Source organism: Kosakonia pseudosacchari, assembly GCF_900184035.1.
GTDB classification, from domain to species: domain Bacteria; phylum Pseudomonadota; class Gammaproteobacteria; order Enterobacterales; family Enterobacteriaceae; genus Kosakonia; species Kosakonia pseudosacchari.
In genome coordinates this window covers 157,774-177,604 of the sequence record NZ_FXWP01000022.1, presented here as the reverse complement: position 1 = coordinate 177,604, position 19,831 = coordinate 157,774, and the positions used below count along the sequence as shown (strand labels likewise).

Genomic DNA, 19,831 nt, shown 5'->3' with positions numbered 1-19,831 from the left:
TATGTTTAAGCAATACCTGCAAGTCACGAAACCGGGCATTATTTTTGGCAACTTGATCTCCGTGATCGGGGGATTCCTGCTGGCCTCGAAAGGCCACATCGATTATCCCCTGTTCATCTACACGCTGATTGGTGTGTCGCTGGTGGTCGCCTCTGGTTGTGTTTTTAACAACTACATCGATCGTGACATCGATAAAAAGATGGAACGGACGAAAAACAGGGTGCTGGTCAGAGGGCTGATCTCGCCAAAAGTCTCGCTGGTTTACGCCGCCTTGCTGGGTATTGCTGGCTTCATGCTGCTGTGGTTTGGCGCCAACCCGCTGGCCTGCTGGCTTGGGGTAATGGGGTTCGTGGTATATGTAGGCGTTTACAGCCTGTATATGAAACGCCACTCCGTTTACGGTACGCTGATCGGCTCACTCTCCGGCGCTGCGCCGCCGGTGATTGGCTACTGCGCCGTCACCAACGAGTTTGACAGCGGCGCGGCGATCCTGCTGGCGATTTTCAGTCTGTGGCAGATGCCTCACTCGTATGCCATCGCGATTTTCCGCTTTAAGGATTATCAGGCAGCGAACATCCCGGTACTGCCGGTGGTGAAAGGCATTTCCGTGGCGAAAAACCATATCACGCTGTACATCCTGGCGTTCGCTATCGCCACCCTGATGCTGTCGCTTGGCGGCTACGCCGGTTACAAATACCTGGTCGTTGCCGCGGCGGTAAGCCTCTGGTGGTTAGGCATGGCGTTGCGTGGTTATAAAGTTGAGGATGACAAGGTGTGGGCGCGCAAACTGTTCGTCTTCTCCATTGTCGCTATCACCTCACTGAGCGTGATGATGTCGGTCGATTTTATGGTGCCGGATTCCCATAATCTGTTGACCTACGTCTGGTGATCCAAACCGCCATTCTAAAGGGTGCTACGGCACCCTTTTTTCATGCCTGAACACCCCGCTTTACAGGTAATATTTGTTAATTAAGCTGTTATTTACCCCGCCCTGCCCCCGCACTACACTATGTCCGGTTTTCAAATTGAGGTGGTAATGAACGATTATAAAATGACGCCAGGCGAGTTGCGCGCCACCTGGGGTTTAGGGACTGTATTCTCACTGCGCATGCTCGGCATGTTTATGGTCCTGCCCGTTCTGACCACTTACGGTATGGCGCTGCAGGGTGCCAGTGAAGCACTCATCGGTCTGGCGATTGGTATTTATGGCCTCGCGCAGGCCGTGTTTCAAATCCCCTTTGGCTTGCTTTCTGACCGCATCGGCCGCAAGCCGCTTATCGTTGGCGGGTTAGCGATTTTTGTCGCCGGTAGCATTATTGCCGCCCTTTCCGACTCTATCTGGGGCATTATTCTTGGCCGCGCATTACAAGGCTCCGGCGCTATCGCCGCCGCCGTCATGGCGCTGCTTTCCGATCTCACCCGCGAACAGAACCGCACCAAAGCGATGGCCTTTATCGGTGTCAGTTTTGGCGTCACTTTCGCTATCGCCATGGTGATCGGCCCAATTATTACGCATCAGTTGGGCTTGCATGCGTTGTTCTGGATGATTGCCGGGCTGGCAACCATCGGCATTATGTTAACCGTGTGGGTCGTGCCAGACAGTCAGCAACATGTGCGTAACCGTGAATCCGGTATGGTGAAAGACTGTTTCCAGATGGTGATGGTCAACCCGAAGCTGCTAAAGCTCAACTTTGGCATTATGTGCCTGCATATCCTGCTGATGTCGACGTTCGTTGCCCTGCCCGGGCAACTTGAAGCCGCCGGTTTTCTCGCACCGGATCACTGGAAAATATACCTTGTCACCATGCTTATCTCTTTCGTTTCTGTGGTGCCGTTTATTATTTACGCTGAAGTGAAGCGCCGTATGAAGCGCGTTTTCGTGTTCTGCGTGGCGCTGCTGTTGATTGCGGAGATCGTGTTGTGGGGCGCGGGGCCACATTTCTGGGAAATCGTTATTGGTGTACAGATCTTTTTCCTCGCCTTTAACCTGATGGAGGCGTTATTACCCTCGTTAATCAGCAAAGAAGCGCCAGCGGGTTATAAAGGCACGGCGATGGGAATTTACTCCACCAGCCAGTTTATCGGCGTGGCGATTGGCGGCGCGCTTGGCGGCTGGGTAGACGGTATGTTTGATTCCCAAACGGTATTTCTTGCCGGCGCCTTGCTGGCGATGGTCTGGCTGCTTGTCGCGGGCACCATGCAGGAACCGCCCTATGTCAGCAGCTTACGCATCGCGATCCCGGAAAATGTCACCATCAATGACGCGCTGCAGCAGCGTTTACTGGCAACAGCGGGTGTGAGTGAAGTGCTGGTGGTTGCCGAAGAGCGCAGCGCTTACGTCAAGATTGACAGTAAGATCACTAACCGCTTTGAAGTTGAACAAGCCATAGCGGGTTAAATCTACGACACGCTCTCTCCGCCGGGGAGAGAGCACGCACCTTAATCGCGGAAGTTCTTAAACTGGAAAGGCTGACCAAGATTACCGCCGCGCACCAGCGCCATCACGGACTGCAAATCATCACGGGATTTCCCGGTCACACGAATCTCTTCGCCCTGAATCTGCGCCTGCACTTTTAGCTTGCTGTCTTTAATCAGCTTAATGATTTTCTTCGCCGTCGCCGCATCAATACCCTGTTTCAGTTTTGCTTCAACGAACCAGGTCTTGCCGCTGTGAACAAACTCTTCCGGCACGTCCAGCGACGCCCCTTCAATGCCGCGTTTCAGCAATTTAGCACGCAAAATATCCAGCAACTGATTTACCTGGAAATCGGATTCGCTCAAAACCTTAATGGTCTGTTTCTCTTCGTTCAGTTCAAACGTGGCTTCAACGTTGCGAAAATCAAAACGAGTCCCTACTTCACGGGTCGCATTCTCAACGCCGTTTTGCACTTCTCGCATTTCAACTTCGGAAACGATATCGAAAGATGGCATCTTTTCTTCTCCCTCTGCATTTGTTGCGTTGCATAATACCCGCAACGAGGCATAACTCAACTTGTAATACGGGAAGCTTAGCCGACAGCGCTATAATGGTGAAAGCAACACCTGGCGACGTTGCAGGTGAGGAGGATAAATGAGAATTACCGTACTCGGATGCGGTGCTTTAGGGCAATTGTGGTTAACCGCGTTATGTAAAAAGGGACATGAGGTACAGGGTTGGTTACGCGTTCCACAGCCTTTTTGCAGTGTGAATGTCGTTGATGAAGACGGCTCAATATTTAACGAATCCCTGACGGCCAACGATCCTGAATTCCTGGCGCGTAGCGATTTATTGCTGGTGACGTTAAAAGCGTGGCAAGTTTCCGATGCGGTGAAAGGGCTGGCAGCCACACTTTCGCCTTCAACTCCCGTGTTGCTGCTTCACAACGGCATGGGCACTGTCGAAGAGTTGAAAGCACTGGCGAATCCGTTACTGATCGGCACCACTACTCATGCGGCGCGCCGTGATGGCAACGTTATCGTACACGTTGCCAGCGGCACCACACACATTGGTCCGGCGCGGCAGCAGGATGGCGAGTTCAGCTATCTGGCCGATATTCTGCAAGATGTGCTGCCGGACGTTGCCTGGCATAACACGATCCGTCCGGCGCTGTGGCGCAAGCTGGCGGTGAACTGCGTCATCAACCCGTTAACTGCGCTGCATGATTGTAAAAATGGCGATCTGCGTGCTTTCCCGGCGGAGATCCAAAAGGTCACTCATGAGGTTGCCGCAGTGATTGAACGCGAAGGCCACCATATTTCTGCCGATGATTTGTTGAGCTATGTGAATCAGATTATTGAAAATACTGCAGAAAATATTTCATCTATGCTGCAGGACGTACGCGCTTTGCGCCATACCGAGTGCGATTATATTACGGGTTACCTGCTCAGACGCGCCCGTGCGCACGGCATCGCGGTGCCAGAAAACGCCCGTCTGTATGAAATGATTAAACGTAAGGAGAGTGAGTATGAGCGCATCGGCTCTGATATGTCTCGCCCCTGGTAGTGAAGAAACCGAAGCGGTCACCACTATCGATCTGCTGGTACGTGGCGGTATTGCCGTTACTACCGCCAGCGTCGCCAGCGATGGCAACCTGGTCATCACCTGTTCACGCGGCGTAAAACTGCTGGCAGATGCGCCGTTAGTAGAAGTAGCCGATGGCGATTACGACGTGATTGTGCTGCCTGGCGGTCTGAAAGGGGCAGAGTATTTTCGCGATAGTCCGTTACTGGTGGAAACGGTGCGCCAGTTTCATCTTTCGGGCCGTATTGTTGCGGCAATCTGTGCGGCAGCGGGCACCGTGCTGGTGCCGCATGCGATTTTCCCGCTGGGTAATATGACCGGTTTTCCAGGCCTGAAAGAGACGATTCCCGCCGAACAGTGGCAGGATAAACGTGTCGTGTGGGATCCGCGCGTCAATCTGCTCACCAGCCAGGGGCCGGGTACCGCCATCGATTTTGGGCTGAAGATTATTGATTTGCTGGTGGGGCGCGAAAAAGCACACGAAGTGGCCTCACAACTGGTGATGGCGGCCGGCATTTATAACTACTACGAAGCCTAAAAAAAAGCCCGGCGGCGCTTTCGCGTACCGGGCTTTCAGCTTGAAGCGCAGCCGGAGAGACGCAAGTCCTCCGGTTCTGTTTTAAGGGCGGTAAACCTTCACATTGGTAAAACCCTGCTCGCGCAGATAGAGCGCCTGCAGGCGGCTCATCACACCGCGTTCGCACCACAACAACCAGGTTTTGTTCTGATCGAGGTCGCCAAATTTGGTGCTCAGTTTATAGAACGGCAGCGAAACCACGTCGATCCCTTCCAGCTTCAGCGGTTTGTCATCCTGTTCATCAATCGAACGGATATCCAGGATCACATCGTTCGGGCCAAAACCTTTAACCGTTTCAACTTCGACCACCGTTTCCTGCGTCTGCTGGGCGATTTCCCGGATATCGATATTGCTCGCTTCAGCAACCACTTTATCGAGGATGGAGAAGTCGAAATGCTCCTCTTCCGCTTCGATTTTCGCCTTCACCGCTTTAACGGTTGGGCTTTTCGAGATCACTCCGCAATATTCCGGCATGGTACGGGCGAAATCTTCAGTACCGATTTCACGCGCCAGGTCGATGATGTGCTCTTTATCGTAAGAGATAAGCGGGCGCAAAATCAGCGTGTCAGAAACGTTGTCGATTAAACGCAGGTTGGTCAGCGTCTGGCTGGAAACCTGGCCAAGTGCTTCACCGGTCACCAGCGCCTGTACGCCGTAGCGTTCAGCCACTTTTGACGCGGCGCGCACCATCATGCGTTTCAACACCACGCCCATCTGGCCGTCATCCACTTTTTCGAGGATTTCACCGACCACTGGCTCAAAGTTGATCGCCACAAACCGTACGCGGTGAGAGCTACCAAAACGGTTCCACAGGTAGTGTGCCACCTGGCGAACACCAATTTCATGCGCTGCGCCGCCGAGGTTAAAGAAGCAGTAGTGTACGCGGCAACCGCGACGCATCAGCATATAGCTGGAAACGCCGGAGTCGAAACCACCGGAGATGAGCGACAGCACATCTTCCTGGGTGCCGATCGGAAAGCCGCCGATACCTTCATAGCGGCCTTTCACTAACAGCAGGCGATCGTCTTCGATCTCCAGATTTACCGTCACATCCGGGTGAGTCAGTTTGACGCGCGCAGATTCGACATGCTGGTTCAGACCACCGCCAACATAACGTTCAACTTCAATCGAGCTAAACTCATGCTTGCCGCGACGTTTTACGCGTACGCAGAAGGTTTTACCTTCGATCTGCTCGCGGTACTGCACCAGCGCTTTCTCAAAAATGTCGTGCAGCGAAGTGAAAGGAACATCTTCCACTTCAAGAATATGGTGGATGCCCGGAATACGGGTCAGCGCATCACGGATAGTCAGCCGCTGATTTTCATCTTTGGCGCGCACTTCGATATGATCCCAGTGGCGGACAACGGCGAGAGTCTCGTCGTAGTGCTTCAGAACGTTACGAATGTTCCCGGTCAAAATTTTAATAAAGCGCAAACGCACAGATTGGCTTTTGATGGTGATTTCCGGGAACAATTTAATGATAAACTTCATGGCGGCAATGGTTCGTTGGCAAGCCCGGCTGGGCCTGTAATGGAAAATAATACAGCAGCCCCATACCCGCGGCTGCATCCAGGCGCGGAAGTATACCACCATCGCAATAAAGCTGCGCATATTGCATTACTATTGCGCGTTATTTGCTAAGCGCCGTGACTTCGCTACCATAGCTACGTTGAGCCAGAACACTAGAAGAGTCAGACATTCACTATGCCAAAGAAAAACGACGCACCGGCCAGTTTTGAAACAGCGCTAAGCGAACTGGAACAGATTGTCACTCGTCTTGAAAGCGGCGATCTGCCACTTGAAGAGGCGCTCAATGAATTCGAACGCGGCGTGCAGCTGGCGCGCCAGGGACAGGTGAAACTCCAGCAAGCGGAACAACGCGTGCAGATCCTGCTCTCTGATTCACAAGAGGCTCCCCTTACGCCTTTTGCTCCGGACGCTGAATAAATGGATTTCGATCAACAGTTACAGGCCTGTGTCGCTCAGGCCAATGAAGCGCTGCGCCGATTTATCGCGCCACTGCCCTTTCAGAACACTCCTCTGGTTGAGGCCATTTCCTATGGCGCATTATTAGGCGGTAAACGTCTGCGCCCTTTTTTGGTTTATGCCACGGGCAACATGTTCGGCGTTAGCCAGCAAACGCTGGATGCGCCCGCAGCGGCGGTGGAGTGCATTCACGCTTACTCGCTGATCCACGATGATCTGCCCGCCATGGATGATGATGATCTCCGTCGGGGTTTACCGACATGCCATATTAAGTTTGGTGAAGCCAGCGCCATCCTCGCGGGTGATGCGTTACAAACCCTGGCTTTCTCCATTCTCGCGGATGCGCCAATGACAGAAGTCGATGCGCGTGACCGGCTGGCGATGGTTTCGGAACTGGCTCACGCCAGTGGCGTTGCCGGAATGTGCGGCGGCCAGGCGCTGGATTTAGCAGCTGAAGGCAAGCGTGTTTCGCTGGCTGAACTGGAGCAGATCCATCGCCATAAAACCGGCGCGCTGATTCGCGCAGCGGTCCGCATGGGCGCGCTAAGCGCAGGTGATAAGGGCCGCGAAGCCCTGCCGTTGCTCGATCGCTATGCCGAATGCATTGGTCTGGCGTTCCAGGTTCAGGATGACATTCTGGATGTTGTCGGCGATACTGCGACGCTTGGCAAACGCCAGGGCGCTGACCAGCAACTGGGGAAAAGTACCTATCCCGCACTATTGGGCCTTGAGCAAGCCCGGACAAAAGCCCGCGATCTGATTGACGACGCCCGGCAAGCTTTAGGCTTGCTAGCGGTACAGTCGCTGGATACGACGGCACTGGAAGCACTGGCGAATTACATAATCCAGCGTGATAAATAACGAAAACACCACGATGAGTCTCTGATGAGTTTTGATATAGCCAAATACCCGACGCTGGCGCTGGTTGATACCACGCAAGAGTTGCGCCTGTTGCCGAAAGAGAGCCTGCCGAAGCTATGCGACGAACTGCGCCGCTACCTTCTCGACAGCGTGAGCCGCTCCAGCGGGCACTTCGCCTCCGGGCTTGGCACGGTTGAATTGACCGTCGCGCTACATTACGTCTACAACACACCGTTTGATCAGTTGATCTGGGACGTAGGCCACCAGGCGTATCCGCATAAAATTCTGACCGGACGTCGTGACAAAATCGGCACCATCCGCCAGAAAAACGGGTTGCACCCCTTCCCGTGGCGCGGCGAAAGCGAATACGACGTGCTGAGCGTTGGCCATTCATCGACGTCCATTAGCGCCGGTATTGGCGTGGCCGTCGCGGCGGCGAAAGAGGGCAAACAGCGCCGCACCGTCTGTGTGATTGGCGATGGCGCGATCACCGCAGGCATGGCATTTGAAGCCATGAACCACGCCGGTGATATCCGCCCGGATATGCTAGTGGTGTTAAACGACAACGAAATGTCGATTTCTGAGAATGTCGGCGCGCTGAATAATCACCTGGCGCAGCTGCTCTCCGGCAAGCTCTACTCCACGCTGCGCGAAGGCGGCAAAAAAGTGCTTTCCGGCGTCCCGCCCATTAAAGAGCTGATTAAGCGTACCGAAGAGCACATCAAAGGTATGGTGGTGCCGGGCACGCTGTTTGAAGAGCTGGGCTTTAACTATATCGGCCCGGTCGACGGTCACGATGTACTGGGTTTGGTGCAGACGCTGCGGAATATGCGCGATCTGAAAGGTCCGCAGTTCCTGCATATCATGACCAAAAAAGGGCGCGGTTATGAACCGGCCGAAAAAGATCCGATCACCTTCCACGCCGTACCGAAATTCGATCCGACCAGCGGAACGCTGCCAAAAAGCAGCGGTGGCATGCCGAGCTATTCGAAGATTTTCGGCGACTGGTTGTGCGAAACCGCCGCGAAAGACAGCAAGCTGATGGCAATCACGCCAGCGATGCGTGAAGGTTCCGGCATGGTCGAGTTTTCGCGCAAATATCCCGATCAATACTTTGATGTGGCGATTGCCGAACAACACGCAGTGACGTTTGCCGCAGGTCTGGCGATTGGCGGCTACAAGCCAGTGGTGGCGATTTATTCCACCTTCCTGCAACGCGCCTACGATCAGGTTATCCATGATGTGGCGATCCAGAAACTGCCGGTGCTGTTCGCTATCGACCGCGCAGGTATTGTCGGCGCTGACGGTCAAACCCACCAGGGCGCGTTTGATATCTCTTATCTGCGCTGCATCCCTGGAATGGTGGTGATGACACCGAGCGACGAGAATGAATGTCGCCAGATGCTGTTTACCGGCTATCACTACGCAGATGGCCCAAGCGCGGTGCGCTACCCTCGCGGGAATGCAGTTGGTGTACCGCTGCAACCGCTGGAAAAAATGCCCATCGGCAAAGGTGTGGTGAAACGCCATGGCGAAAAAGTGGCGATCCTTAATTTTGGTACGCTGTTGCCGGAGGCGGAAAAAGCCGCCGAAGCGCTGAACGCCACGCTAATCGATATGCGTTTTGCCAAACCGCTGGATGAGGCGCTGATTCTGGAAACCGCCGCGCGCCATGAATCGCTGGTCACGCTGGAAGAAAACGCCATTATCGGTGGCGCAGGTAGCGGCGTGAACGAAGTGCTGATGGCTAACCGCAAACCGGTACCGGTGTTAAATCTTGGGTTGCCGGATTTCTTTATCCCGCAAGGCACGCAGGATGAAGCCCGCGCTGAGCTGGGTCTCGACGCCGCCGGTATTGAATCCCGCATCAGAAACTGGCTTGCCTGACCCTCCCCCTCCGCTCCTGCTATGCTTAAACGAACGTTTTGACAAGCAGGAGTGGAACCATGCAATACAACACATTAGGAAAAACAGACCTGAAGGTTTCCCGCCTTTGTCTGGGCTGCATGACGTTTGGCGAGCCGGATCGCGGTAAACACGCCTGGACCTTGCCTGAAGAGAGCAGCCGCCCCATCATCAAACGCGCACTGGAAGGTGGGATCAACTTTTTCGATACCGCAAACAGCTACTCGGACGGCAGCAGTGAAGAGATTGTTGGCCGGGCGCTGCGTGATTTCGCCCGCCGCGATGAAGTGGTGGTGGCGACTAAAGTGTATCACCAGGTTGGCGATCTGCCCGAAGGCCTGTCACGCGCGCAAATTTTGCGCTCTATTGACGACAGCCTGCGGCGTCTCGGCATGGATTATGTCGATTTACTGCAAATTCACCGCTGGGATTACACCACGCCTATTGAAGAGACACTGGAAGCGCTGAACGAGGTGGTGAAAGCCGGTAAAGCACGCTATATCGGCGCCTCTTCCATGCATGCCCGCCAGTTTGCGCAGGCGCTGGCATTGCAGGAGCAAAACGGCTGGGCACGCTTTGTCACCATGCAGGATCACTACAATCTAATCTACCGCGAAGAAGAGCGCGAAATGCTGCCACTGTGCTACAAAGAGGGCGTGGCGATTATTCCGTGGAGCCCGCTGGCGCGCGGGCGTTTAACGCGTCCGTGGGGTGAAACCACTGCGCGTCTGGTGTCGGATGAATTCGGCAAAACGCTGTACAGCGAAACGGATGACAACGACGCGCAGATCGCCGAACGACTGGCGGGTGTGGCAGAAGAGATTGGCGCATCGCGCGCGCAGGTCGCGCTGGCGTGGCTGCTAAGTAAACCTGGTGTTGCAGCGCCTATTATTGGTACATCGCGTGAAGAGCAACTGGACGACTTGCTGGGCGCGGTAGATCTCACGCTGAAACCGGAGCAGATTGCCGAGCTCGAAACACCGTATAAACCACATCCGGTGGTCGGCTTTAAATAAAGCAGGAAACGCCCTCTCCCACCGGGAGAGGGAAACGTCAGATAAGCCCGAGCGGCCAGTGATGGCCAATCAGATAGAGCAGCCCGGCGGCGATGATCCCGGCGACGATATCATCGACCATGATCCCCATTCCGCCATGCACGTTGCGATCAAACCAGCGGATCGGCCACGGCTTCCACATATCCAGAATACGGAACAGCACAAACCCCACAGCGACCCACTGCCAGTCCGTGGTTGGCAGCGCCATCAGCGTTATCCACATGCCGATGAACTCATCCCAGACAATACTGCCGTGATCGTGCACGCCCATGTCTTTTGCCGTCTGGTGGCAAAGGTAAACGCCAAGCGAAATACCCAACATCACCAGCAGCGAGTAGAGCTGCCAGGGCAAAAAGGTCATTGCCCACCAGAAAGGAATCGACGCCAGCGAGCCCATTGTTCCCGGCACGATTGGGCTTAAACCGCTACCAAAGCCAGTAGCCAGCAAATGCCAGGGGTTGCGTAAATTAAGACGGCTTTTCGCCACATCTTTAGTGCGCCGCAAAGTGGTCATATCCTTTCCAGTCAAGCGTCACGGCTTTGCCGTCGCGGGTGAAATGCAGCCCTTCAATATCCGCACTGATCTGCCCGATACAGGTAAAAGGCGCGCCCAACTGACCAATCGCGACATCCAGCGCACCGCGGTTCAGCTCCGGCACGGTAAAGCACAATTCGTAATCTTCGCCGCCGGATAGCGCCCAGCGCAGAGCTTGATCCGGCATGACATGGCGGATCATGGCATCGGAAAACGGCAACGCATCCAGATCGATACGTGCGCCGCAACTGCTGGCTTTCAGCACATGCGCCAGGTCAGAAATCAGGCCATCGGAGAGATCAATCGCCGAACTTGCGAGATTACGCAGCGCCTGCCCCTGCAATACGCGCGGCGTTGGACGCAGGTGGCGCTTGAGCAAATACTGCGCATCAGCGCTATCGTTAACGGCTAAACGCTGTTGCAAAATCGCCAGCCCGGCAGCGCTGTCACCTGGCGTACCGGTGACGTAAATCCAGTCTCCTGGCTTCGCGCCAGAACGTTTCATCGCCCGCCCCACCGGAACATAACCATGAATGCCGATGGTCATCGACAGCGGTCCGCGCGTGGTATCGCCGCCAATCAATTGCATATCGTAGTAGTTTAGCTGCTCAAACAGACTATCGCTAAAGGCTTGCAGCCAGGCTTCATCCGCCTCGGGCAGCGTTAAGGCAAGCGTTAACCATGCCGGATCGGCGCCCATTGCCGCCAAATCACTGAGATTAGACGCCATCGCTTTGTACGCCAGATCGGCCGGATCGATATCCGGCAGAAAATGGTTGCCCGCCACCAGCGTATCGACGCTTATCGCCAGCGTCTGTTTTTCGGCAACATTGAGTAGTGCGCAGTCGTCGCCGATGCCAGTTTCTACATCGCGACGGGAGTTTCGTACGCGGTCAAAATAACGGGCAATCAGGGAAAATTCGCCGCATGCCATACGTTATGCCTCTGTAGAAAAAAGAAAAAGCCGGAACCGACGCGCAAAGTGCAGCGCCAGACTCCGGCTTGCGGATCACTTCTTGTGGGGGCGGATCGCAGGTGCGGCTTTATCCAGCACGCCGTTAACAAACTTGTGGCTGTCTTCAGCGCCAAAGGTTTTTGCCAGTTCGATAGCCTCGTTGATCGCCACTTTGTACGGCACATCATCACGTTTGGACAGTTCGAACAGCGCGATACGCAATACCGCTTTCTCGACCTGACCCAGCTCTTCAAGCAGGCGGGACAGGTACGGCTTCATTAAGCCATCGAGATATGCGCTATTAGTCGCCACCCCGGTCAACAGTTCACGGAAGTACAGGACGTCAACATCTTTAACGTCTTGCTCTGCCAGGAACTGGTACTCAACATCAGAGATGTCGTTCTGGGACAACTGCCAGGAGTAAAGCGCCTGGACGGCACACTCACGGGCGCGGCGACGAGCAGCAGGTTTCACGGAATTCCCCTTACAAAAATCAGGCCTTGATGGCTTTCAATACATTAATCATTTCAAGCGCGGTCAGTGCGGCTTCCGCACCTTTGTTACCGGCTTTGGTGCCAGCGCGTTCGATGGCTTGTTCAATACTTTCAGTGGTCAGCACGCCGAAAGCCACCGGAATCTCGCTGTCCTGCGCAACATGCGCCAGGCCATTGCTTGCACCACCGGCAACATATTCAAAGTGCGCGGTACCACCGCGGATCACGGTACCAAGCGCAATCACCGCGTCATATTTACCGGTTTTTGCCAGCGCACCTGCCGCCAGCGGCAGTTCGTAAGCGCCAGGCACCCACGCGACGGTGATGTTGTCATCTTTCACCTGACCGATGCGTTTCAGCGCATCAATCGCGCCTTCCAGCAGGCTGTCGTTGATGAAGTTGTTGAAACGGGCAATGGTGATGGCGACGCGAGCGTCCGGAGCAGCAACGTTGGCTTCAATAATGTTCATACACTTCCTTCACAGGTTCAGTTCGGACCCCGCAGGGGGGCGGATTTTAGCATAATATTTTACGCGCTGCTTCCCTTTTACAGCAGGCATCACGCATGAGTGAGATGCAGGCAGACATCCGGGCCAACCTGACGTATCTCATTGAATTTAAAGTGTGGAGCATCCGCAAGGGCGGATAATCCCGGCAGCACACACAGACCACGCGCATCGCTGCCTAACAGTGTAGGCGCCAGATAGACAATCAGCTCATCCACCAGGCCGGCCTGCAACAATGCTCCGGCAAGGTGTGCGCCCGCTTCGACCCACACACTGTTGATCTGCTGTTTGCCGAGCAGCATCATCAGCGTGACCAGATCGGCATGGCCATTATGTTCCGGTACGATAATTTCACGCACATTTTCAGGCCACTGGCGCTCATCGGCGCGCGTGCGGGCAAACCAGGTTTCTCCCGGCAGGCCAACTAACTGATGCTGAGGTGTCACCCGGTTCTGGCTGTCGACAACAATGCGTACCGGTTGACGCAAATTTTCCTGCGGGTAAAGAGCCTGCGTATCCGCATTTAACTCGGTCCAACGCACGGTCAGTGCCGGATCGTCCGCCAGCACCGTTTCACTGCTGGTCAGGATCGCGTGGCTCTGCGCGCGTAGCAGTTGCACATCACGTCGCGCCTGCGGTGAGGTGATCCACTGGCTTTCGCCGCTGGCCATTGCGGTACGGCCATCAAGCGACGCGCCGAGCTTAAGCTGCACGTAAGGGAACCCGGTGCGCATGCGTTTGAGAAAGCCTTTATTTAACGCTTCAGCCTCACTCATCATTAAGCCGTGGCTGACTTCGATACCTTCCTGCTGCAAGCGATACAAACCGCGCCCGGCAACCTGTGGATTAGGATCCTGCATCGCGGCGACCACGCGCGCGACGCCAGCATTAATCAACGCTTCACAGCATGGCGGCGTCCGCCCGTGATGGCTGCACGGTTCGAGCGTAACGTACGCTGTTGCGCCGCGAGCCCGTTCGCCCGCCATGCGCAATGCATGCACTTCCGCGTGCGGTTCGCCAGCACGGTAATGGAAACCTTCGCCGACAATTTCGCCATCGTTGACAATTACGCAGCCGACACGCGGGTTCGGGTGAGTCGTAAAACGCCCGCGTTGCGCCAGTTTCAGCGCCCGCGCCATGTACATTTCGTCGTGCATGATTAGTCCTGTAGACGTGCGATCTCTTCGCCAAATTCGCGAATATCTTCAAAGCTACGGTAGACAGAGGCAAAGCGGACATAGGCCACTTTATCGAGCTTTTTCAGCTGCTCCATCACCAAATTGCCAATCATCTTACTCGGCACTTCCCGTTCACCGGTTGCGCGAAGTTGCGATTTAATATGGTTCAGCGCCATTTCTACGTCATCTGCGCTGACCGGACGCTTTTCGAGCGCCTTTAACATGCCACGACGCAGCTTCTCTTCATTGAACGGTTCACGCACATCATTGCTTTTCACGACGCGCGGCATCACAAGCTCCGCCACTTCAAACGTGGTGAAACGCTCATTGCAGACCAGGCACTGCCGGCGACGGCGAACGGATGAACCTTCACCCACCAGGCGAGAATCGATAACTTTGGTATCCACGGCGAAACAGAATGGGCAATGCATACGGCGTCCTGACGTTAGAGTTAACTGAAATCTATTTTACCCTGAACTGGCATGACAACAAAGGCAGACCGTTTTTGAGACAATGGATCGATGGCAACGAGGCCGTTGCGATCTACCATTACAGAGAAGATCCTATCCAAGGAAACAGACACAATGACAAGACGTTACCTAAGAACCCTGTTACTGGGAAGCCTTTTTGCCCTCAGTGCCTGCGCCCAGCAAAGCGAAGTTCGCCAGCTTCATCAAAGTGTCAGCACGCTCAATAATGAAATGAGCAAGCTGAACAAAGAGACGGTGAAAATCACCCAGCAGAATACGCTGAATGCCAAATCCGGCGGCGGCGTTTACCTGCTGCCAGGTGCCAACACGCCCGCCCGGTTGAATAGCCAAATCGGTATGCTGCGGATGTCGTTGCAAAATATCGCGCCGACTGCGGCGGGAACCCGCGTCGTGTTGCGGATCCAGGGCGAATCCAACGATCCGTTACCGGCTTTTAGCGGCACCGTTGAATGGGGCCAGATTCAGGGCACTACCGAGAACTACCAGGAAGTGAACGTACAAAACCAGCTGATTAACGCACCGGCCAGCACACTGGCGCCGAGCGACGTGGACATCCCGTTGCAACTTAACGGCATCACACCAGAGCAGTTAGGCTTTGTCCGCATTCACGACATCCAGCCCGCCAATTTGCAGTAACATCAGGGCGACGCTGTCGCCCTTTCTTACCTTCTGTCATACATTTTCTTCTTTTTTGTCATCTCTTCATCACATTCACCAATTTGCAATATCGATAAATGCCAGTACAATCGCCGTCGTTTATTGCACGCAAACGTGAACGCAATCGATTACGCGTGTGTCAATAATGTGAAACAACACATATTTTTGTGAACGCGGATACTTATAATAGGCGCGCAGAAATATGAAACATTTAGAAACTCCATGCGTGCTTTCTTTCACTCCCGTCTGGGATCTCAATCAGTGGCGTAATGATGAAAAAAACAATTCTCGCAGCCGGTGCTGCTCTGGCGCTTTCCGCTTCTTTTACTGCTAACGCAGCGGATAACAGCAAACCTGAATACGTTTCCGACTGGTGGCACCAGAGCGTAAACGTGGTGGGCAGCTATCACACCCGTTTCGGACCTGTTCCGCGTAACGATACTTATCTGGAATATGAAGCGTTCGCCAAGAAAGATTGGTTTGATTTCTACGGCTACCTGGATGCGCCGGTCTTCTTCGGTGGCAACACCGGTGCGAAGGGGATCTGGAACCACGGTTCGCCGCTGTTTATGGAAATCGAGCCGCGTTTCTCTATTGATAAACTGACGGGAACCGATCTGAGTTTCGGTCCGTTCAAAGAGTGGTACTTCGCTAACAACTACATCTACGACATGGGTCGCAACGAATCTGGTCGTCAGAGCACCTGGTACATGGGTCTGGGTACCGACATCGACACCGGCTTGCCGATGAGCCTCTCCCTGAACGTCTATGCGAAATACCAGTGGCAGAACTACGGTGCCGAAAACCAGAACGAATGGGACGGCTACCGCTTCAAAGTTAAATATTTCGTGCCAATCACCAGCCTGTGGGGCGGCCAGCTGAGCTACATCGGCTTTACCAACTTTGACTGGGGTTCAAAACTGGGCGACAGCCGCTACTATGTTAACGGCGAGCAGTTCCGCACCAACAACTCGATTGCTTCCAGCCATATTCTTTCGCTGGGCTACGATCACTGGCACTACTCTGTGGTTGCGCGTTACTGGCACAATGGCGGTCAGTTCAAAGATGATGCAGCCCTGGGCGATAGCTATGTACGTTCTACCGGTTGGGGTGGTTACCTGGTGGTTGGTTACAACTTCTAATCCCGCCGCCTCGCATAAAAGCCGACCCGATGGTCGGCTTTTTTATTGCCAGCGCGCTTTCTGCAGGTTAACAAAATCCTGCATTGATCTGTCCGCGCGTTCCGTAAATGTCTTGCCTGTAAAAGCGACCGACGTGCAGCGATCGAGACGAAAACAACGATAGTCATCGCGCAACGTACACCACGACACCAATACCCACACGCTGCCCATAAACGACAGCCCTAATGGATGGATCACCCGCTCCGAGGCTTTTACCTTGTCGTCTTTATAATGCAGATGCAGCTCCTGATGCAGCCGCATCGCCTGGTGCATCACATCAAACCAGACGCGTACCTGGGGGTATTTATCAAAATTGGGTGAAACGATGCGGTTGCGTTCAGCGGTAATGCGTTTGTCGTAAGGCAGCACTGCCAACAGTTTTTCCTGCGCCGAACCGGCAGCTTGTGCCAGCGTATCGCCGCTCCACGTTTGCAACATGCCGATAGCGGCGATCAATGCTTCAACCTCAAGACCCGTAAACATTAACGGCGGCAAATCGAAACCGGGCAATAAGCGGTAACCGCTGCCCGCTTCGCCCTGAATCGGTACGCCGGAGAGCGACAAGTCGCGAATGTCACGGTAGATGGTGCGTTCAGAAACCTCCAGCCGCTCAGCCAGTAGCGCCGCCGTCACGCGACGTCGGGTACGCAAAACCTGAACTATCTGAAACAATCGATCAGCACGACGGCTCATAACTTATCCGGATGAAGAAAAGCCCGTGCATTCAGCACGGGCATCAATGGTTCATGCAGGTTGATGCAATCCAACCCGGTTACCCTCACTGTCAAGAATCAGGGCGATAGTACCAATGCCCTGCGGCAATACTTCCGGGCCAAAACAACACTCACCGCCCTTTTCACGCACGCGCTCCAGCGCAGCCGCAAGGTTTGCCGTCGCCAGGTAAACCACTGTACCACCGCTTGCCGGCTGGAACATTGCCCCTTTTACCAGCGCGCCGCCGGTGGCGGGTTTTACATGCGGAAAAACCGCCATCTCAATACCGGCTACGGTCTCATGGCGAAACTGGCCGCCTAAGACATGCTCATAAAACGCTACCGCACGATCCAACTGCTGTACCGGCAATTCAAACCAATTCACTAATGTGTTCATGCTCTGTTCCTCTGCGTTAAAAAAATCAACACAGCGAGTCTGCATGAAGGCTCCTGACAGCATATTGTCAGTAGGGATCGTCTTACTATTTTCCCTTCTGCCGCGATAATTATCCGAAAAACATAATTAACCAAACCATTAATGAGCAGGCTATATATTCAAAGCAAAATGATATCTATAGAATCCGCCCCCTGCCGTAATGGGTAGCCGACACAAACAGGAATTTCACGGTAAGGAACAGGGAACAATGTGGGCAGTTGAAATGCAGGGCGTCAGTAAAAGTTATTTATTAGGACAGGTTCGTGTTGACGCATTAAAAGAGGTGACGCTCAACATTGCGGCAAAGCGGTTTACCGTATTATCCGGTCAGTCCGGCAGTGGCAAAACGACACTCCTGAATTTAATCGGCGGCATCGATACTCCTGATAGTGGTCGTCTGGTGATTGCCGATCGCGAAATGAACAGCCTCAACGACGACCAGTGCAGCGCTTTTCGCGCCCGTAATCTTGGATTTATCTTCCAGAATTTCAATCTTATCCCGGTGCTGACCGCGCGCGAAAACGTTGAAATTCCGCTTCTCGCTCAGCGTCGAACGGCGGCCTGGCGCAAGCAGGCAGTCAACGACATGCTTGAGAGCGTCGGACTTGGCGATAAAGCCGATTCATTACCGAACCAGCTCTCTGGCGGCCAGCGTCAGCGCGTCGCTATCGCCCGCGCGCTCATTCACCGCCCAATGCTGGTGGTGGCCGACGAACCCACGGCGAACCTCGACAGCAAAACAGGCAAATCCATTTTACAGCTGTTACGGCGTTTACAGCGGGAGCATGCCGTTACGGTGGTGTTCTCTTCCCACGATCCGCAGGTGATTGCCGAGGCCGATGATCTGTATGTCGTCCACGATGGCAGTGTGAACGGCGCGAGCGATCGATAAGGAGAGAACATGCTGAGACTAAAAACGCTGAAACACGCGCTGCGCAACCTGCTGCGCAACCGTCGCCGTACCTTATCAACGCTCTGCGCAATTGTGGTTGGTGCCGTCGGTATTCTGTTGTTTGGCGGTTATAACCACTCGATCAAATACAGTTTGCAAACGACATTTGTGCGTAGCACCGGTCATCTGCAAATTCAGCATCGCGATTATTTACTGCACGGCACGGGAAACCCGGCGCAATACAGTATCCGCAATTACCAGAAAGTGATGGATACCATTGCCCACGATCCGGTACTGCAACCAATGCTCACCGTCAGCACACCGGTGCTCATGCTGACGGGCATCGCCGGGCATTATGCGGTCGGTACGTCACGTCCGGCACTGATTTACGGCAGTGAAGCCGCAGGTAAAGTACAGTTGAACAAATGGGACGAATACCACCTCGGTGATTTCCTGCAAAACCGCCAGATATATTCTGGTGCCGCAGCAGATTCGGCATTTATTGGCGGCGGTCTGGCGCGTTTGCTGCAATTATGCGATCTCGCAAAAAGCCAGCCTTGCAGTGCTCCTCCGGCAAAAGAGAACCACGCCGCCGATCTCCCAGACGATCTTCTGCAACTGTCGCAGCAAGCGCGACAGGCACACACTGCGGATAGCGACAATTACATTGAACTGCTGGCGGCATCCGGTAACGGCGCGCCGAATATTGTGCGCGTTAAAGTAGAAGGCATTCAGCCGCAACCCGCTCGCGAGCTAGACGATAGCTTCGTCGGCATCCATCTGCACCAGGCGCAACAACTGCTATTTGGTCAGGAGCCGCCAGGCGCGACGGCTATCATTCTGCAACTGCACAGCACCTCGCAAATGGCGGCAGCGCGAGCGCGTCTCCAGCAGCTTTTTGCCAGCGAACTCGCCGATTATCCCCTGGCAGTATACGACTTCACCGAGCTACAGCCGTTGTATAACCAGGTACTGAAAATGTTCGGCAACATACTCAATTTCATGCTGGTTCTTATCCTCGCCATCGCGCTATTCACCGTCAGTAACACCATGGGAATGGCGGTAATGGAGCGCACGGTGGAGATTGGCACACTGCGGGCTGTCGGGCAGAAACGGCGTGATATCCAGCGCTTGTTTCTCAGCGAAGGCTCGCTACTGGGGCTATTTGGCTCAATTATCGGGGTAATTGTCTCTTTATTACTGGCCTATCTGATTAATCACGCCGGGCTTACCTGGCAGCCTCCCGGAGTGACAGTGCCAATCAGGATCCACATCAGCGTGTGGGGCGAGTGGGCAATGATGAGCAGTGTGGTCGGCGTGTTGTTGCTGATAACCGTGATCTCATCGTGGTGGCCTGCACGACGCGCGGCGAATGTCTCTATCGTCGAGGCGCTGCGCCATATCTGATC

General features: G+C 54.4%; 22 protein-coding genes. 12 read left to right on the top strand and 10 right to left on the bottom strand.

Going from position 1 to position 19,831, the window contains the following annotated elements; all coding sequences use genetic code 11:
* The first annotated feature begins 1 nt into the window (after nucleotide 1).
* Both cyoE and BN2591_RS17915 read left to right on the top strand, forming a co-directional pair.
* A complete protein-coding gene (cyoE, locus tag BN2591_RS17920; RefSeq protein WP_017458875.1) occupies nucleotides 2-889 on the top strand; it encodes a heme o synthase in 888 nt (295 codons plus the stop codon).
* Nucleotides 890-1,036: 147 nt separating this feature from the next.
* Complete coding sequence (locus tag BN2591_RS17915) at nucleotides 1,037-2,398, top strand: MFS transporter (protein WP_086873275.1); 1,362 nt, start codon at nucleotides 1,037-1,039, stop codon at nucleotides 2,396-2,398.
* A 41-nt stretch (nucleotides 2,399-2,439) separates the two neighbouring features.
* Here BN2591_RS17915 and BN2591_RS17910 read toward each other — a convergent pair whose 3' ends face one another.
* Entirely contained in the window at nucleotides 2,440-2,931 is a 492-nt protein-coding gene (locus BN2591_RS17910; RefSeq protein WP_020456765.1) for a YajQ family cyclic di-GMP-binding protein, read from the bottom strand.
* 139 nt (nucleotides 2,932-3,070) lie between these two features.
* Here BN2591_RS17910 and panE point away from each other — a divergent pair, with 139 nt between their 5' ends.
* Both panE and yajL read left to right on the top strand, forming a co-directional pair.
* On the top strand, nucleotides 3,071-3,982 hold the full coding sequence (gene panE / locus BN2591_RS17905; protein WP_086873252.1) for a 2-dehydropantoate 2-reductase: 912 nt from the start codon (nucleotides 3,071-3,073) through the stop codon (nucleotides 3,980-3,982).
* Complete coding sequence (gene yajL, locus BN2591_RS17900; RefSeq protein ID WP_086873251.1) at nucleotides 3,945-4,538, top strand: protein deglycase YajL; 594 nt, start codon at nucleotides 3,945-3,947, stop codon at nucleotides 4,536-4,538. The genes panE and yajL overlap by 38 nt, the downstream gene beginning before the upstream one ends.
* A gap of 81 nt (nucleotides 4,539-4,619) precedes the next feature.
* On the opposite strand, the gene thiI is transcribed toward yajL, so the two are convergent.
* The gene (thiI, locus tag BN2591_RS17895; RefSeq protein ID WP_086873274.1) at nucleotides 4,620-6,068 is read right to left on the bottom strand and encodes a tRNA uracil 4-sulfurtransferase ThiI; all 1,449 of its coding nucleotides are present in this window, start codon (nucleotides 6,066-6,068) and stop codon (nucleotides 4,620-4,622) included.
* A gap of 213 nt (nucleotides 6,069-6,281) precedes the next feature.
* Here thiI and xseB point away from each other — a divergent pair, with 213 nt between their 5' ends.
* The 4 genes from xseB to BN2591_RS17875 are packed head-to-tail and all read left to right on the top strand — an operon-like array spanning nucleotide 6,282 to nucleotide 10,345.
* Complete coding sequence (xseB, locus tag BN2591_RS17890) at nucleotides 6,282-6,524, top strand: exodeoxyribonuclease VII small subunit (protein ID WP_017458869.1); 243 nt, start codon at nucleotides 6,282-6,284, stop codon at nucleotides 6,522-6,524.
* Nucleotides 6,525-7,424, top strand: coding sequence for a (2E,6E)-farnesyl diphosphate synthase (ispA, locus tag BN2591_RS17885; RefSeq protein ID WP_086873250.1), 900 nt, complete (start codon nucleotides 6,525-6,527; stop codon nucleotides 7,422-7,424).
* Between the two features lie 24 nt (nucleotides 7,425-7,448).
* The gene (gene dxs / locus BN2591_RS17880) at nucleotides 7,449-9,311 is read left to right on the top strand and encodes a 1-deoxy-D-xylulose-5-phosphate synthase (protein ID WP_086873249.1); all 1,863 of its coding nucleotides are present in this window, start codon (nucleotides 7,449-7,451) and stop codon (nucleotides 9,309-9,311) included.
* 59 nt (nucleotides 9,312-9,370) lie between these two features.
* Nucleotides 9,371-10,345: an aldo/keto reductase gene (locus BN2591_RS17875; protein WP_086873248.1), complete on the top strand. Its 975-nt coding sequence runs from the start codon at nucleotides 9,371-9,373 to the stop codon at nucleotides 10,343-10,345.
* Nucleotides 10,346-10,382: 37 nt separating this feature from the next.
* Here the strand turns inward: BN2591_RS17875 and pgpA are convergent, their stop codons facing one another.
* The 6 genes from pgpA to nrdR all read right to left on the bottom strand — a co-directional run bounded on the left by pgpA (nucleotide 10,383) and on the right by nrdR (nucleotide 14,483).
* Entirely contained in the window at nucleotides 10,383-10,898 is a 516-nt protein-coding gene (pgpA, locus tag BN2591_RS17870; RefSeq protein WP_086873247.1) for a phosphatidylglycerophosphatase A, read from the bottom strand.
* Entirely contained in the window at nucleotides 10,876-11,853 is a 978-nt protein-coding gene (thiL, locus tag BN2591_RS17865) for a thiamine-phosphate kinase (RefSeq protein ID WP_086873246.1), read from the bottom strand. Before thiL ends, pgpA begins: the two co-directional genes overlap by 23 nt.
* A gap of 75 nt (nucleotides 11,854-11,928) precedes the next feature.
* Nucleotides 11,929-12,348, bottom strand: a complete 420-nt coding sequence (gene nusB / locus BN2591_RS17860) for a transcription antitermination factor NusB (protein WP_017458863.1) — start codon at nucleotides 12,346-12,348, stop codon at nucleotides 11,929-11,931.
* Between the two features lie 19 nt (nucleotides 12,349-12,367).
* Nucleotides 12,368-12,838, bottom strand: a complete 471-nt coding sequence (gene ribH, locus BN2591_RS17855) for a 6,7-dimethyl-8-ribityllumazine synthase (RefSeq protein WP_086873245.1) — start codon at nucleotides 12,836-12,838, stop codon at nucleotides 12,368-12,370.
* An 89-nt stretch (nucleotides 12,839-12,927) separates the two neighbouring features.
* Entirely contained in the window at nucleotides 12,928-14,031 is a 1,104-nt protein-coding gene (ribD, locus tag BN2591_RS17850; RefSeq protein WP_086873244.1) for a bifunctional diaminohydroxyphosphoribosylaminopyrimidine deaminase/5-amino-6-(5-phosphoribosylamino)uracil reductase RibD, read from the bottom strand.
* A 2-nt stretch (nucleotides 14,032-14,033) separates the two neighbouring features.
* A complete protein-coding gene (gene nrdR / locus BN2591_RS17845; RefSeq protein ID WP_017458860.1) occupies nucleotides 14,034-14,483 on the bottom strand; it encodes a transcriptional regulator NrdR in 450 nt (149 codons plus the stop codon).
* 153 nt (nucleotides 14,484-14,636) lie between these two features.
* Here nrdR and BN2591_RS17840 point away from each other — a divergent pair, with 153 nt between their 5' ends.
* Together BN2591_RS17840 and BN2591_RS17835 are read left to right on the top strand one after the other, a co-directional pair.
* The gene (locus tag BN2591_RS17840; RefSeq protein WP_086873243.1) at nucleotides 14,637-15,179 is read left to right on the top strand and encodes a SadB/YajI family lipoprotein; all 543 of its coding nucleotides are present in this window, start codon (nucleotides 14,637-14,639) and stop codon (nucleotides 15,177-15,179) included.
* A gap of 293 nt (nucleotides 15,180-15,472) precedes the next feature.
* The gene (locus BN2591_RS17835; protein WP_086873242.1) at nucleotides 15,473-16,342 is read left to right on the top strand and encodes a nucleoside-specific channel-forming protein Tsx; all 870 of its coding nucleotides are present in this window, start codon (nucleotides 15,473-15,475) and stop codon (nucleotides 16,340-16,342) included.
* A gap of 42 nt (nucleotides 16,343-16,384) precedes the next feature.
* On the opposite strand, the gene BN2591_RS17830 is transcribed toward BN2591_RS17835, so the two are convergent.
* Nucleotides 16,385-17,074 carry a helix-turn-helix transcriptional regulator gene (locus tag BN2591_RS17830; RefSeq protein WP_086873241.1) on the bottom strand — a complete coding sequence of 230 codons (690 nt, stop codon included), beginning with the start codon at nucleotides 17,072-17,074 and terminating at the stop codon, nucleotides 16,385-16,387.
* A 51-nt stretch (nucleotides 17,075-17,125) separates the two neighbouring features.
* Nucleotides 17,126-17,491, bottom strand: coding sequence for a VOC family protein (locus tag BN2591_RS17825; RefSeq protein WP_086873273.1), 366 nt, complete (start codon nucleotides 17,489-17,491; stop codon nucleotides 17,126-17,128).
* A 247-nt stretch (nucleotides 17,492-17,738) separates the two neighbouring features.
* On the opposite strand from BN2591_RS17825, the gene BN2591_RS17820 reads away from it, so the two are divergent.
* Both BN2591_RS17820 and BN2591_RS17815 read left to right on the top strand, forming a co-directional pair.
* Nucleotides 17,739-18,422: an ABC transporter ATP-binding protein gene (locus BN2591_RS17820; RefSeq protein ID WP_086873240.1), complete on the top strand. Its 684-nt coding sequence runs from the start codon at nucleotides 17,739-17,741 to the stop codon at nucleotides 18,420-18,422.
* A 9-nt stretch (nucleotides 18,423-18,431) separates the two neighbouring features.
* Nucleotides 18,432-19,829, top strand: a complete 1,398-nt coding sequence (locus BN2591_RS17815) for an ABC transporter permease (RefSeq protein ID WP_086873239.1) — start codon at nucleotides 18,432-18,434, stop codon at nucleotides 19,827-19,829.
* The last annotated feature ends 2 nt before the right edge of the window (nucleotides 19,830-19,831 follow it).

Coding starts and splice junctions, on each gene's coding strand:
- ribD (WP_086873244.1), bottom strand. CDS start 14,031: ATGCACGACGAAATGTACATGGCGCGGGCGCTGAAACTGGCGCAACGC.
- cyoE (WP_017458875.1), top strand. CDS start 2: ATGTTTAAGCAATACCTGCAAGTCACGAAACCGGGCATTATTTTTGGC.
- BN2591_RS17825 (WP_086873273.1), bottom strand. CDS start 17,491: ATGAACACATTAGTGAATTGGTTTGAATTGCCGGTACAGCAGTTGGAT.
- dxs (WP_086873249.1), top strand. CDS start 7,449: ATGAGTTTTGATATAGCCAAATACCCGACGCTGGCGCTGGTTGATACC.
- BN2591_RS17840 (WP_086873243.1), top strand. CDS start 14,637: ATGACAAGACGTTACCTAAGAACCCTGTTACTGGGAAGCCTTTTTGCC.
- ispA (WP_086873250.1), top strand. CDS start 6,525: ATGGATTTCGATCAACAGTTACAGGCCTGTGTCGCTCAGGCCAATGAA.
- thiI (WP_086873274.1), bottom strand. CDS start 6,068: ATGAAGTTTATCATTAAATTGTTCCCGGAAATCACCATCAAAAGCCAA.
- BN2591_RS17910 (WP_020456765.1), bottom strand. CDS start 2,931: ATGCCATCTTTCGATATCGTTTCCGAAGTTGAAATGCGAGAAGTGCAA.
- nrdR (WP_017458860.1), bottom strand. CDS start 14,483: ATGCATTGCCCATTCTGTTTCGCCGTGGATACCAAAGTTATCGATTCT.
- BN2591_RS17815 (WP_086873239.1), top strand. CDS start 18,432: ATGCTGAGACTAAAAACGCTGAAACACGCGCTGCGCAACCTGCTGCGC.
- BN2591_RS17915 (WP_086873275.1), top strand. CDS start 1,037: ATGAACGATTATAAAATGACGCCAGGCGAGTTGCGCGCCACCTGGGGT.
- panE (WP_086873252.1), top strand. CDS start 3,071: ATGAGAATTACCGTACTCGGATGCGGTGCTTTAGGGCAATTGTGGTTA.
- xseB (WP_017458869.1), top strand. CDS start 6,282: ATGCCAAAGAAAAACGACGCACCGGCCAGTTTTGAAACAGCGCTAAGC.
- BN2591_RS17830 (WP_086873241.1), bottom strand. CDS start 17,074: ATGAGCCGTCGTGCTGATCGATTGTTTCAGATAGTTCAGGTTTTGCGT.
- yajL (WP_086873251.1), top strand. CDS start 3,945: ATGAGCGCATCGGCTCTGATATGTCTCGCCCCTGGTAGTGAAGAAACC.
- pgpA (WP_086873247.1), bottom strand. CDS start 10,898: ATGACCACTTTGCGGCGCACTAAAGATGTGGCGAAAAGCCGTCTTAAT.
- BN2591_RS17875 (WP_086873248.1), top strand. CDS start 9,371: ATGCAATACAACACATTAGGAAAAACAGACCTGAAGGTTTCCCGCCTT.
- BN2591_RS17835 (WP_086873242.1), top strand. CDS start 15,473: ATGAAAAAAACAATTCTCGCAGCCGGTGCTGCTCTGGCGCTTTCCGCT.
- BN2591_RS17820 (WP_086873240.1), top strand. CDS start 17,739: ATGTGGGCAGTTGAAATGCAGGGCGTCAGTAAAAGTTATTTATTAGGA.
- thiL (WP_086873246.1), bottom strand. CDS start 11,853: ATGGCATGCGGCGAATTTTCCCTGATTGCCCGTTATTTTGACCGCGTA.
- ribH (WP_086873245.1), bottom strand. CDS start 12,838: ATGAACATTATTGAAGCCAACGTTGCTGCTCCGGACGCTCGCGTCGCC.